The sequence below is a fragment of the Myroides fluvii genome (assembly GCF_009792295.1).
Taxonomy (GTDB): Bacteria; Bacteroidota; Bacteroidia; order Flavobacteriales; family Flavobacteriaceae; genus Flavobacterium; species Flavobacterium fluvii_A.
In genome coordinates, this window is the sequence record NZ_CP039934.1 from 1,718,213 (window position 1) to 1,731,890 (window position 13,678).

At 38.5% G+C, this 13,678-nt stretch carries 8 protein-coding genes; 5 read left to right on the forward strand and 3 right to left on the reverse strand.

Annotated features, from left to right (window positions below):
• The first annotated feature begins 37 nt into the window (after nt 1–37).
• The 3 genes from FBR08_RS07800 (at nt 38) to FBR08_RS07810 (ending at nt 4,172) form a co-directional block, all read left to right on the forward strand.
• Nucleotides 38–1,939, forward strand: coding sequence for a S9 family peptidase (locus tag FBR08_RS07800; RefSeq protein WP_158962212.1), 1,902 nt, complete (start codon nt 38–40; stop codon nt 1,937–1,939).
• Between the two features lie 180 nt (nt 1,940–2,119).
• Entirely contained in the window at nt 2,120–3,319 is a 1,200-nt protein-coding gene (locus FBR08_RS07805; RefSeq protein ID WP_199268641.1) for a C1 family peptidase, read from the forward strand.
• A 25-nt stretch (nt 3,320–3,344) separates the two neighbouring features.
• A complete protein-coding gene (locus tag FBR08_RS07810) occupies nt 3,345–4,172 on the forward strand; it encodes a mechanosensitive ion channel family protein (protein WP_158962213.1) in 828 nt (275 codons plus the stop codon).
• A 267-nt stretch (nt 4,173–4,439) separates the two neighbouring features.
• Here FBR08_RS07810 and dusB read toward each other — a convergent pair whose 3' ends face one another.
• Entirely contained in the window at nt 4,440–5,432 is a 993-nt protein-coding gene (gene dusB, locus FBR08_RS07815) for a tRNA dihydrouridine synthase DusB (protein WP_158964215.1), read from the reverse strand.
• 140 nt (nt 5,433–5,572) lie between these two features.
• On the opposite strand from dusB, the gene FBR08_RS07820 reads away from it, so the two are divergent.
• A complete protein-coding gene (locus tag FBR08_RS07820) occupies nt 5,573–7,939 on the forward strand; it encodes a hypothetical protein (protein WP_158962214.1) in 2,367 nt (788 codons plus the stop codon).
• Here FBR08_RS07820 and FBR08_RS07825 read toward each other — a convergent pair.
• Entirely contained in the window at nt 7,920–9,077 is a 1,158-nt protein-coding gene (locus FBR08_RS07825; RefSeq protein WP_158962215.1) for a Pycsar system effector family protein, read from the reverse strand. The two genes, FBR08_RS07820 and FBR08_RS07825, sit on opposite strands and share 20 nt — an antisense overlap.
• A 28-nt stretch (nt 9,078–9,105) precedes the next feature.
• Between FBR08_RS07825 and FBR08_RS07830 the strand changes: the two genes are divergently transcribed.
• Nucleotides 9,106–12,813: a BamA/TamA family outer membrane protein gene (locus FBR08_RS07830; protein WP_158962216.1), complete on the forward strand. Its 3,708-nt coding sequence runs from the start codon at nt 9,106–9,108 to the stop codon at nt 12,811–12,813.
• Here the strand turns inward: FBR08_RS07830 and FBR08_RS07835 are convergent.
• On the reverse strand, nt 12,796–13,677 hold the full coding sequence (locus FBR08_RS07835; RefSeq protein WP_158962217.1) for an SdiA-regulated/phytase-like domain-containing protein: 882 nt from the start codon (nt 13,675–13,677) through the stop codon (nt 12,796–12,798). The two genes, FBR08_RS07830 and FBR08_RS07835, sit on opposite strands and share 18 nt — an antisense overlap.
• Between the last annotated feature and the right edge of the window lies 1 nt (nt 13,678).

Sequence of the window (13,678 nt, forward strand, 5' to 3'; positions counted from 1 at the left end):
AAAACTGTAAATTTACCGCTCAATAAACCTACTGAATATGAAAAAAATAGTTTTGTTTGCCTTGAGTTTAGCGTGTTTGAGTACGTTTGCTCAAGATGTAATGACAAAAGAACTCTTGTGGAAATTGGGAAGAGTGAGTCCTGTGGGAATTACCAAGGACGGGAAAAATCTTATTTATAAGGTGACTCATGCTAAAATGGAAGACAATAGTTTTGACTCTAAAACCTATCAGATTCCCTTGACAGGAGGAAAACCTGTAGCAATTGAAACCTATAAAGATTTAGTAAGCGATGCAACTATTTCGCCTGATGGCAAACACCTTGTGTTTGACGAAGTTGTTAAAATCAACAATTTCTTAGGGAAAGACTTGTATCCAGCGATGCAAAAAGCAGATGCTTACGTATTTGATGGATTGGATTACAGACATTGGGATACTTGGAACGATGGTACGCATAATCACGTATTCTATGCAGCAAAAGACAATAAAGACAACAAAATTGACATTATGCAAGGTGAACCGTATGATGCGCCTCAAAAGCCATTTGGTGGTGGAGAGGATTATGTATGGGCTCCGGATGGAAAGTCAATTGTGTATGTGTCGAAAAAGAAATTTGGAACGGATTATGCCTTGAGTACAAATACAGATTTATACGAGTATAATCTTGAAACCAAACAAACAAAAAACTTAACAGAAGCAAATGTTGGGTATGATACGCATCCTACCTATTCGCCACAAGGTCATTTGACTTGGTTGCAAATGAAACGCGATGGATATGAGGCGGATAAAAATGATATTATTGTTCGCTTTGGTAATGTAGAACAAAACCTGACTGCTAATTGGGACGGAACGGTGGATAGCTACCAATGGAGCAAAGACGGAAGCAAAGTGTATTTCGTTGCAGCAGTGGGAGGAACAGTGCAATTATTTGAAGTGAACTTTCCAGGGTTAAAACGCATTGCGCCTGTTGTGAGACAATTGACAGAGGGGAATTTTGACGTTACTGGAATTGTTGGGTTTGACGGAGATAAGGTGGTGTTGACTCGTACTGATTTTAATCACGCTACAGAAGTGTTTTTTTATGATTTAAAGAAGAAATCGTGGAACCAAATCACGAAGGTAAATGACGAAATTTATTCGAAAATTGCCTTGAGTAAAAGTGAAAAACGCATCGTGAAAACGGTAGACGGAAAAGATATGGTTACTTGGGTTGTGTATCCTCCAAATTTTGATCCGAATAAAAAATATCCAACTTTGTTGTATGCACAAGGGGGACCACAATCGGCTTTGTCTCAGTTTTACTCGTTCCGTTGGAATTTCCAATTGATGGCTGCTGAGGGATATATCATTGTAGCACCGAATAGAAGAGGTATGCCAGGACACGGTGTGGAGTGGAACGAAGCCATCAGCAAAGATTGGGGTGGAAAACCCATGCAAGATTACTTAGCTGCTATCGATGATGTGGCAAAAGAAAAATATGTAGATAATGCACGTTTAGGTGCTATCGGTGCAAGTTACGGAGGTTATTCTGTATTCTACTTGGCTGGAATTCACGAAAACCGCTTTAAAACATTCATTTCTCACTGTGGAGTGTTTGATTTAGTGAGTATGTATGGAACAACTGAAGAAGTGTTCTTCCCTAATTTTGATACGGGGGGTGCATACTGGGAAAAGGACAATAAAGATGCACAAAATGCAATTCAAAACTTTAACCCAATTAACAACGTAGATAAATGGAATACGCCAATCTTAATCATCCAAGGAGGAAAAGATTACCGTGTGCCAATCGGGCAAGGACAAGAAGCTTTCCAAGCTGCACAGTTGAGAGGAATTAAAAGTAGATTCTTATACTTACCAGAAGAAAATCACTGGGTAGTTCAACCGCAAAACGCACAAGTTTGGCAAGGTGAATTTTTCCGTTGGTTGAAAGAAACACTATAGTAAAGAAACAATTCGTTTCGTAAAAAAACAGCAATTCAATTTTGAATTGCTGTTTTTTTTTTGATCCTTGTCCTCGAAAATAAAAAAATAGAAAACAAAAAGAGGATGAACCATTTTCGTTCTTGATTTACGGTCATTAACCAATGTTTTTTTATCTTTACGACTATAACAACAAGTACAATGAATAAAAAAACAATCCAATCATGGGTGTTGACGGCGGTTTTATCTGTTATTACGGCGTCAACTACAGTTGCACAAGACAATCTTGTTAATGCATTAAAATTAAATGCAAGTGATAAAAGTAAAGAGCTTTTTCAGTTTAAGCCCGTTGTAGATATCGAAAATACATCGATTAAGAATCAAGGATCTTCGGGAACTTGTTGGAGCTATTCAGCCAATTCTTTCATTGAATCAGAAATGATGCGTATGGGGAAACGCCCAGTAGAAATTTCTCAAATTTACTCGGCACGCAATGCTTATATCGAAAAAGGAAAAATGTATGTGCGCATGCAAGGGGCTGTAACCTTAGGAGATGGTGGAGCTTTTCACGATGTAATGAACATGTACCGCATGTATGGTGCTGTGCCTCAAGAAGTATATACCGGGTTAAACTACGGAACAAAGAAGAATCAATTTGCTGAAATGGCAGCTATCCAAGAAGGAGTACTGAAAGCAGTAGTCTCTAATCCAAATGGAAAATTGACACCAAATTGGGAGAAAGCCTACACCGCTGTAATTGATGCATATTTGGGTGAAGCACCTACCAAATTCAAATGGGAAGGGAAAGAATATACACCACAAACATTTGCAAGCGATGTAATTGGAATTAATCCTGAAGATTATATCGAAATTGGATCCGATAAGAACTATCCTTACTATGACAAATTTGTATTGTTAGTACCGGATAACTGGGCATTTGATCAAGTGTACAACGTACAAGTGAACGAAATGACAGCTATTATCGACTTAGCGATCAACAATGGTTTTACTGTTGCTTGGGCAGGTGACGTCAGTGAGAAGTATTTTAGCTGGAAAAATGGAGTGGCTTATGTTCCTGAAAAAGACTGGGAAGATATGAACGAGGAAGAGCGCAAAGAAATCTTTAACGGACCAAAACCAGAGCGTACAGTTACAGCAGAAATGCGCCAAGAAGCGTTTGATAACTATTCAACAACAGACGATCACGGCATGCATATCGTTGGAATTGCAAAAGACCAAAAAGGACGTGAATTCTATATTGTGAAAAACTCTTGGGGAATCTCAAATGATCACAATGGATACATGTATATGTCGAAAGAGTATGTAAAATATAAAACGACAGATTTCATGGTTCACAAAGACGCATTGTCTAAAGACATGAAAAAGAAATTGAAAATCTAAGAAAGAAAATTAAAAAAAGAGAGCTATGGAAATTGTATTACGAGGATTAGAACAAATGCTAGAGTCCATGTGGCAAGCGATACCCAAAATATTGTTGGGGCTAGTTATATTGGGAATAGGATCTTATCTAGTCAAACTTGTTTTAAAGTTAATTCGCAGACGTCTTGAAAAAAGAGACGTGGAATTATCATTAAGAGGGTTTTTATTAAGTGTAGTAAAAGCGACGTTGTATATCATTTTATTGATTATTGTAGCTGCAACGATGGGCTTTCAAGTGGCGGGAATCGCAACGATTTTTGCCTCTGCGGGTTTAGCCGTTGGTTTAGCTTTGCAAGGGAGTTTGTCCAATTTTGCTGGTGGTGTTTTGGTATTGTTGTTCAAGCCGTTTAAAGTAGGAGATTACATCTCCAACCCAAGCGGAACAGAGGGGACAGTAGAACGCATCGATTTATTGTATACAACCCTAACAGGTCCAACGGGATTAAAAATATTTAGCCCCAATGGCCCTTTGGCCAACTCCGTGATTACCAATTATTCAGAAATCACATCCAGACGACACGATTTTGTGGTAGGTATTGGTTATAATGAAAATATTAAAGAAGCACAAAACATTATTTTAGGTGTTTTAGCCAAACACCAAGCCGTATTGCAAACACCTGCGCCAATCGTATTTGTCAGTAATTTGGGCGATAGCTCGGTGGACTTAAACGTGCGTACTTGGATTGGTAAATCGGATTACTGGAATACGGTATTCGAAATTCAACAAATTGTCAAAGTGGCCTTGGATGAAGCAAATATCGAAATTCCTTTTCCACAACGCGATTTGCATATTGTTTCAGATAAAACGAAATAGCTTATTGGAGAGAAGAAAGAGGAGAGAGGAAAAGGGAGAGAACTTTTAACTGTTAGCCGAAAAGATATCTCGAAATAGAATCGCCTGCTTTACAAGCATTTTTTTTTGTAAGGTTTAACTAAAAAACAAATCGAGCAAATTTTACATACCATAAAATAAAAAAGACCTCGCAGGAGGTCTTTTTTATTTTAAAATTTATTCGATTAAAGAACCAATTATTTTATTTTAGAAAAAACTACCGATTTCCTCTCTCCTCTTTCTTCTTTCTTATTCTATCACATAATCGCGGTATTCTTCCGCAATTTGGTCAAATAGGTTGAGTAATTCTGTTACATCATCTGTGGTGACTAATTTCAAGCGATGCGGTTTAAAACCGTGAATCCCTTTGAAGTAATTGGTATAGTGGCGACGCATTTCTACAATACCCAAACGTTCTCCTTTCCATTCCATCGACCAGATTAAGTGGTTTTTAGCCGCTTCTAGACGATCTTCAATCGTAGGAGGGGCAAGTAGTTCACCCGTTTGGAAATAATGCTTTATTTCGTCAAAAATCCACGGATATCCAATTGCTGCACGACCAATCATCATCCCGTCCAATCCAAATCTCTCTTTGTATTCCAGTGCTTTTTGTGGGCTGTCGATATCGCCATTACCAAAAATTGGAATTTTAATGCGTGGGTTGTTCTTGATGCGTTCAATGTGCGTCCAATCCGAATGTCCTTTGTACATCTGGGCGCGTGTTCTTGCGTGAACGGTCAAGGCCTGTACGCCCACATCTTGTAAGCGCTCGGCTACTTCGTCAATATTGATTGATTCTTCATCCCAACCTAAACGCGTTTTTACCGTAACAGGCAAGGAAGTGCTGTTAACCACTGCTTTGGTCAAGCGAATCATCAAGTCGATGTCTTTTAATACCCCCGCACCTGCACCTTTGCAAACCACTTTTTTTACCGGACAACCAAAGTTAATATCGACTAAATCAGGGCGAACAGTCTCTACAATACGCGCAGACATCGCCATGGCTTCTTCATCCCCACCAAAAATCTGTATACCAACGGGACGCTCGTAATCAAAAATATCCAACTTCATCTTGCTCTTTATCGCATCGCGAATTAATCCTTCTGAGGAAATAAACTCAGAATACATTAAATCTGCCCCGTGTTTTTTACACAAACGACGGAAAGGAGGATCACTCACATCTTCCATTGGAGCCAAAAGAAGCGGATGATCAGGTAGTTCTATATTGCCAATTTTAATCATAATCGTTTTCGATATTTCCTGCAAAAGTACAATATTTTATTTTTTCGTCTTTTAGAAGTTTTCAATGGAGATATTTGGCATAGAAACAGATTAAAACCTTTGGATTGCGTATCTTTAAACCTTTCTAGATGTTTGGCCTTATGAAACTAAAAGCTTTTGAGTTTACACCTTTCCATATTGAATTCTCTTTTGATACGTTGAAGGAAGAATTGAAGAAATTTATCGCAAACGAGAAGGGAAATCCGTATCGCAAAGCGTATTATGAAGATTTATTGGAAAGAGCGAATCAGCAATTAGTGAATGATGCAGCTGGTATTGACCCTGCATTGGAAGATATCCATGAAAATTTAGTGGTTGAACTGTTTGATGTTATTTTTCCCTCTGCTTTGTCAGACAATGAAATCAAAGCCGTTTCCATGCCCTTTCAAAACATTATGTTTAATCACACCAGGCGATTCAAACAAATTATTGAAGATGCAGGAGGGAAATACACCGGAGAAATTCGAAACTTCAATCAAAATGAATACTACATCGCTTGTTGTTGTATTATCATGAATTACTATTTCAAGTCTACCTTTGATTTAACCCAACCTCTTTTTATTGATTTACCAGATAAACGCGGTATTACGCGTTATTATCGCGTCTTGTATAATGCCGATTTTGTCGAGTTGATCCCCAGTGAAAATGCAGTCATGCTGACCCAAAAAGATATCGAATTGTTGCAGGATAATTATGATGATCTAGCTTTGTGGCAGCGCTACTTTCCACAGAAAAGTTGGACGATAAAAGGCTTTGGTTTGTTGAGTCTGGTGGATGTAACCTTTGAAAATGCGCTTTCGCTCTTAAAGGAGAGTTTCCTGAAAACAGAATTGCAGCGCAAACCCTTGGGGGATTTTGTCAACCAATTGTTCAGTTCTATTTTTAAATTACCCAATCTGAAAATCGGATTGACGGTGTTACAAGGAGATAAAACCGCTCAAATGGAGCTGAAGAATGTTATGATTGTCAACAGCTATTTACTCAATGAAGAACAAAGTCGAATTGTAATCTCTGCGCAAGCCTATCGTCGTCTGATGGTGCAAAAGCAATACTTTAGCATTTCGGATGTTGAAGCGGAAACGCATAATGAAGAACACCGTGAAATGTGTTTGAATTTAATGCAACAAGGAGTTCGTAGCTGCTTGTTTAGTCCTATTGTCACCTCTACTGGGATTGAGGGAATATTGGAAATCGTGTCGCGTAATCCTAGAGATTTGCACAGTGTTAATGCACAGAAACTAAACGAATTGATGCCTATTATTTCCGAAACAATGGAGCGCGTACGAACCGATGCATTGAATCACATTGAGGCCATTATTCAACGAGAGTATACAACTATTCACCCTAGTGTGTATTGGAAATTCCTAGAAGAAGCCCAGAAGAACTACATTGACAATGTAACAGATAAGAACTATATCTTAACTCCGATTGCCTTTCCTGATGTTTTTCCCCTCTATGGCGAAATCGACATCAAGGGATCAAGTCAATTGAGAAATGAGGCTATTCAGCAAGACCTAAGAGCACAGTTGGATCAATTGATTCACTTGTTGGATGATTATGCTAAAGGAATCGAGCATATTTTACTGGAAAAGCATCGTTTGAAACTAAAAGCGTATAACAAACAAGTGAAGAATCACTTTTATTCTGGACTTGAGCAGCGTATTCAAACCTATATCCGTGAGGAAATACACCCTCTTTTGCAAAAAGAAAGTTTTCTTTTTAACACAGAGCGGTTGAATGAATATTTTAGTTTTATCGATTATGAGTTGGATGTGTATTACCGCTATCGCAAGGTATTTGACAAGCAAATTGGCCGTATTAATAAATGCTATTCGGATATTTTAGACAAGAGACAAAAAGAAGCACAAGCGGTCTATCCCCATTATTATGAGCGATTTAAAACAGATGGGGTAGAGCACAACATTTACATCGGGGATTCCATTTGTCCAGATCGTGCCTTTGATATTACCTATCTACAGAATTTGAGGTTGTGGCAATTACAAGTCATAGCGGAACAGATGTGTATCCATTATCGAAACAATATTCAGGACGAAATTCCAATGGATGCCACGTCTCTTATTTTGGTTTACGATGCTTCTTTGAGTATTCAGTTCCGAATGGATGAAAAGCGATTTGATATTGATGGATCCTATAATACACGCTATGAAATCATCAAAAAACGACTCGACAAAGCCGTAATTCAGAATTCAGAAGAGCGAATTGTTCAACCCAAGAGTATTGCTATTGTTTTCGCCTCTCACGCTGATCGCGATGAATACATGGCTTATATCAAGTATCTGCAATACGTAGGCGTCTTGCAATCCGCTATTCAAGCGTTTGAAGTAGAAGATTTACAGGGGGTTGCTGGTTTAATCGGTCTACGTGTTTTAGTCAACCTCGATTACAACCTTGAGGCACTGGATTATCAACAGTTGATGGTGAATTTTCTTAGAAACCAATACCTCTAAATGCCAAGACAAACGCCAGTACAGAAGCTAAGATTCCAATGGTAAATACAGTATAGGTAATGCGCAACAAGGTGTACTTTCTATTCAATACCTTACCTAAATAATACAAATCAGTAGTCAGGGCTTCGTATATATTTTCTTCTTTTCGGATTAAATTTCGCAGGGTTTTATAATACTCATCCAAAGGCATTTTGTGGAATGAACCAAAAAACAGCAAATTAACCGTGTGGTTGTCCACTTCTTCTTGGGAAAAAGTTCCCGCAGTTACTTTAGGTCTGGTAGACATAATGGCAAAAATAATGGTGGCCACACTAAAGAAGATTAAGACAAAAGTAGGTATAATTAAATGCGCATTGGAAGGGCTATCTAATTTTGGAATTAAAGTAGACAAGCAAATGGAAATAATAATCGCATTGACAGAAAGCAAGATATTAGCTTTGCGGTCTGCAATAGCACTTAATTGGGTGTGATTGCGCAAGGTGGTGCGAAATAGGGTGTCAATGGATCTAAAGTGCTCGCGCTTGGTTGATTTCTCCTTTTTCTTTTTGTCTTTCTCTATTTGTTCTCTAAGAGTAAAAATGTTCTGTTGCTTTTTCGGTTGCCATTTTTGACGGGCATAATCGGTATAATAGCGATGTTTGTAGAGTAAGAAATCTAAGTTTTGTTGATTCCACTCTTCTGGTGTAAATTGAAGATCACAAGTAGTAGTTAGTTCACATCGAAGTAAGTTGCTAATTTCCATAAAATTATCATCAATCAAATGGGAAAAGTCAGCATCTTTGATGATGCATTCCAAAAGATTAGTGGGTACATGATCTAGTTTAGTCGCGAGGATTAAAGCTTGAATACACGCAATGTCTTCGGGAGCAATACCTTGTTCTTTTAAGTAGTTTGCCGCAATAGTTGCCCCGTGCTTTTCGTGTTCCGTACATGATTGTGTATAGCCAATATCGTGAAACCAAGCAGCAAATCGCAGATTCATCGCTTCTTTTTCACTAACTTCTATTTTTTTTAATAAATCCTCTAAACCATTCACTACACGAATAGTATGGTTGAAATTATGGTAGGTAAATTGTTGTGATAATGTATCTTTGTATAGTTGAAAGATATATTCTTCCACTTTTTGTAAAATAGTCATAGCAAACCCTCTTTTGATGTCTAAAAATATGAAATTATTTAGTCAAAACCCCGATAAGCGTGTAAAAATTAAGCCAATGACTTATTTTTTACTCTTGATCTTCTCGTATTCTTGTGCAACGTTGAGCCCTCAACAACGAGAAGCTAAGGTTCCTGTTGCAGAGATAGAACGCAAGAACAACGATAAAATTGTACATACTTATTATTTCGTTGGAGGTTTAGTGACTGCCAAGTCTAAAGAAGAACAAGCCCATCTTGCGCAATTGACGCAAGTATTTCAACAAGCCGATAAAGCATCGACTTTGGTGTTATTAGGAGATAATATACAAAAAAAACAGCTAAAAGACTCAACGGACTTGCAGCTGCGTACAGCTATCGATTGGGCAAAGCAATTTCGTGGAGAAACCGTGTTTATCAATGGAGAAGCAGAATGGAAAAAAGGATATGAGGGCATTAAAGATATTTCGAAGTACTTAACGGCTAATTTAGAAGATAAAAAGGCACTGTTACCACGTAAAGTGTGTGGATTTGAACGATTGAAAATCAATGACGAAACCGTTTTGATTGTGGTTGATAGTCAATGGTATTTGGAAAATTGGGATCAACAACCCAATATGAACGAGGATTGTGATATCAAAACAAGAGAAGATTTTTTTGATGAATTGAGAGGTGAAATCAACAAAAATCAGAATAAACTCGTGGTTTTGGCCTTGCATCATCCAGTATATAGCACAGGAAATCACGGAGGGCATTTCTCCTTACATGATCATTTGTATCCGTTTGAGGCTAACATTCCCTTGCCTATCTTCGGGTCTTTAATCAATTATACCCGTTCAGTTTCTGGAATCAATACCCAAGATTTGCAAAGTAAGAAATACAATGCACTGAATAAACGCCTTCAAACGATGGCTCAGATGTATAACAATGTCGTGTTGGTGTCGGGGCATGAGCGAAATTTACAATACCAGGAAAAAGAGGGAGTTAAACAAATTGTCAGTGGAGCGTTAGGAGATTTATCTCCAGCAAGAGCCATTGAAGCAGGGAGTTTTTCTGCGGGACAATTGGGCTATGCTTCACTAGAAATAGCTGCAGATAAAGGCGCAATCCTTTCTTTTTATATTTTTGAAAATGGAATCCATCATCGCGCTTGGCAACAGCAAATTTTTCAACCTGAAATAGTGTCGATGGATGATTTTGGTGTACCAACTGTCGATTCAACTGTGGCGAGTGTGTATCCAGAAAAATGGACCAAAAAAAGCGGTTTTTATCGCTTCCTATGGGGCGATCACTATCGCTCAACGTATAGTCAACCTATTTCTGTGCCTGTGGCGAATTTAGATTCGCTAAAAGGAGGATTAACTCCCCTAATTTCTGGTGGAGGAAATCAATCCTTATCCTTGCGTTTAGCAGATAAAAATGGCACCCAATATGTGATGCGTGGGGTTCGAAAAAGCGTTTCTCGTTTTTTGCAAACGGCCGTATTTCGCGATAATTACGTCATGGAATCCTTTGACGATACTTGGGCAGAAGGTTTTATTTATGACTTTTATACCACAGCACATCCGTATACCCCCTTTATTATTGGTGATTTATCGAAGAAGGTGGGTATTTATCACACCAATCCCGAACTGTATTATATTCCCAAACAACAAGCACTTGGTGCATTTAACTCCAAATATGGGGGTGAATTGTATATGATTGAAGAACGCCCAAGTGAGGGGCATGAAGAAGAGAGTTTCGGAAATGCAGCGAAAATTATCAGTACAACCGATGTGATTGCCAACTTGAGAAAGGATGAAAAATACGCCATTGACGAACAAATGTATTTGCGTGCGCGAATTTTTGATATGCTCATAGGCGATTGGGATCGACATGGAGATCAATGGCGATGGTCGGAGTTTAAAGAAGGAGACAAGGTGATTTATCGCCCAGTTCCCCGTGATCGCGATCAAGCCTTTGCAAAGATTGACGGTGCTTTACTTTCTTTAATCAAAAAGCTGCCCATGTTGCGCCACATGCAAAATTATACCGCAGACTTTGCCAATCCACGTTGGATTAATCACACGGCATTTCCTCTGGATCAATACTTGTTGAAATCAACCACAGAAGCGGATTGGATTACCCAAGCGGAGTCTATCGTTCGCGATTTAGATGATGAAAGTATTGAACAAGCTTTTGCGAAATTACCGCAAGAAATACAAGGAAAAGAGGTAGAACAGATTAAAAAGGTCTTGAAAGAACGCAAGAGAAAAGTAGCGGATTTTGTACCTAAGTATTACCGTGAATTACGCAAATACGTAGTGTTATCCGGAACGGATAAAAAAGATACGTTTATAGTCAATCGAAAAGACGATGGTGCGGTGCATCTAGTTCAAATTAGAGAGAAGAAATCTGGACAAGAAACGGTATTTGAAAAGACGTATGTTCCAAATGAAACCAAAGAAATTTGGATATACGGATTGAATGATGAGGATACTTTTCTTGTACAAGGAAGCGATAAAGCGAAAATCAAGTTGCGTCTGATTGGAGGGAAAAATAAAGATACTTTCCAAATTGAAAACAATAAAAAAGTAGTGGTTTACGACTATGCAGATAAGCAAAACGAATTAACGGAAGTAGGAGAAAAAACGAAGCACTATTTTACGAATCGCTACGACCTAAATAATTTTAATTACGAGAAATTGCCACTAACGGTGAATATGTTATTGCCTAACGTGGGGTATAATCCGGAAGATGGGGTGAAATTGGGCTTTTTGTATTCGTCAAAACGCCTAAAGTTTGTTCAAGATCCGTATGCGGCTAAGCATACCCTTAAGGGATTTTACTCGTTTAATACCAAGGGAGTAGAGGCAGAATATGCAGGTCATTTTCCCAATGCAACCAACAATTGGGGATTCACCTTAAATGCCAGAGCTACGAGCCCGAATTTTGCGGTGAATTACTATGGAATAGGAAATGAAACACACTATTTTGATGAGGAGATGGGCGATGAGTATAAAAGAGTGAGAATTGAGAGTTATTCCGTATCACCAGGATATAAATTTGAAGGTAAAAATGGAGATTCATTTGAGGTGAATGTAGCGTATCAAGCAATGAAGGTACAAGACAAAGCCAATCGATTTATAACGAGCAGTCCTGATTTGGTTGATCAAAAAGTATTTGATTTTCAGCAATACGGAACTATTCAGGCAACTTATGATTTCCAACAGTATAACAATGCAGCCAATCCAACCAAAGGCTTTGCTTTCCATACCACAGTGGGGTGGCGAACAAATTTAGAAGATAGCAAGCAAAACTTTCCGTTCTTGGATGCTAAAGTGAGTTTTGCCCATTATTTAGAGCGCAGTGAACGCCTAATTTTGGCGACGAATTTTACGTATCAAACGCGTTTTAATTCGAATTACGACTTCTATCACGGGGCAACGATTGGTGGGAATACCAATTTAAGAGGATTTAGACCCGAGCGCTTTACGGGGAAAACCTCTTTTGTACAAACCACAGATTTGCGTTTTAATGCAGGGCAGTTTACCGCTGGTTTTATTCCGATGTCTTATGGATTGTATGCCGGTTTCGATTATGGACGTGTTTGGACTCCACAAGAAAGTTCTTCCAAGTGGCATAACGCTTATGGAGCGGGATTATGGGTGAACGCCATTGAGCAAGCAACTTTACATTGCTCGTATTTTTACAGTAAAGATGGAGGACGATTCGTCTTCGGTTTAGGATTTGGGTTTTAATTGATGCAAGTCTAACTTGTAAATTTTACCCCCCGATTTCTTTTTCACTTCATCCGAAATATATAAAGTGCTGTCATCCCCAAAGGTGACAGCTTCTTTTTGTGTATCATGGTGTAATTTATGCACCTCGATTTTGCCGTCTAAAATAGCATTGGGATTGAAATTGTCAATCACCCACAGTTTGGTGTGAGACAAGAGAACAAAGGTTTTTTGATCGGGGCTAATGGCCGCTCCTGTAATCGCACAATGTTTATACACATTACACCCTCTAAACGTTTGAACGTATTCTGCTTGATGATGCCCTGGCTTGTTGGGTATTTTGTATACTAAAGAAGTCCCGTCAAAAGCCTTGCTGCGGTTTTTGGTAAAGAGATAAAAGTGATCATCATAGTAAAAGAACGCCTCTGCATCATAGAGTAATTCAGTTGCCTTAGGAGGGAATTCCTGTTGTTCTGGATAATCAAACGTGATGACATAGTCTGCTTCTGTTTCATTGGCACTTAGCTGATCCTTATTGATTTTGATAATTTGTAGGTTTTTACGCGTGTTTTTGTTGTTGCCAAAATCGCCAATATATAAATTGCCTGTAGGATCTGAGGCTAATTCTTCCCAATCATTGTTCTTTTGGTTCTTCACTTTTAAGGTGTGCATCACTTGTCCTACGGAATCAATTTGATACAATTCGCTTTTGTTGCCACTGTCTTGTAATACCCAAAAAGAATGAGAGTTGGCGTCAAAAGACATCCCTGAAACTTCTTTCAAATAGGAAGGGAGCGTAACGTAATCTTGGATCACATCACTCTTTTGACTACAGCTGACAAAAGACGAAAAGACGAATACTAGGGCAGGGAAATATTTTTTCATG

What these genes read in the sequence shown, in the direction of transcription:
- FBR08_RS07800 (WP_158962212.1), top strand. Translation starts at nt 38, where the DNA reads ATGAAAAAAATAGTTTTGTTTGCCTTGAGTTTAGCGTGTTTGAGTACG.
- FBR08_RS07805 (WP_199268641.1), top strand. Translation starts at nt 2,120, where the DNA reads ATGAATAAAAAAACAATCCAATCATGGGTGTTGACGGCGGTTTTATCT.
- FBR08_RS07810 (WP_158962213.1), top strand. Translation starts at nt 3,345, where the DNA reads ATGGAAATTGTATTACGAGGATTAGAACAAATGCTAGAGTCCATGTGG.
- dusB (WP_158964215.1), bottom strand. Translation starts at nt 5,432, where the DNA reads ATGATTAAAATTGGCAATATAGAACTACCTGATCATCCGCTTCTTTTG.
- FBR08_RS07820 (WP_158962214.1), top strand. Translation starts at nt 5,573, where the DNA reads ATGAAACTAAAAGCTTTTGAGTTTACACCTTTCCATATTGAATTCTCT.
- FBR08_RS07825 (WP_158962215.1), bottom strand. Translation starts at nt 9,077, where the DNA reads ATGACTATTTTACAAAAAGTGGAAGAATATATCTTTCAACTATACAAA.
- FBR08_RS07830 (WP_158962216.1), top strand. Translation starts at nt 9,106, where the DNA reads ATGAAATTATTTAGTCAAAACCCCGATAAGCGTGTAAAAATTAAGCCA.
- FBR08_RS07835 (WP_158962217.1), bottom strand. Translation starts at nt 13,677, where the DNA reads ATGAAAAAATATTTCCCTGCCCTAGTATTCGTCTTTTCGTCTTTTGTC.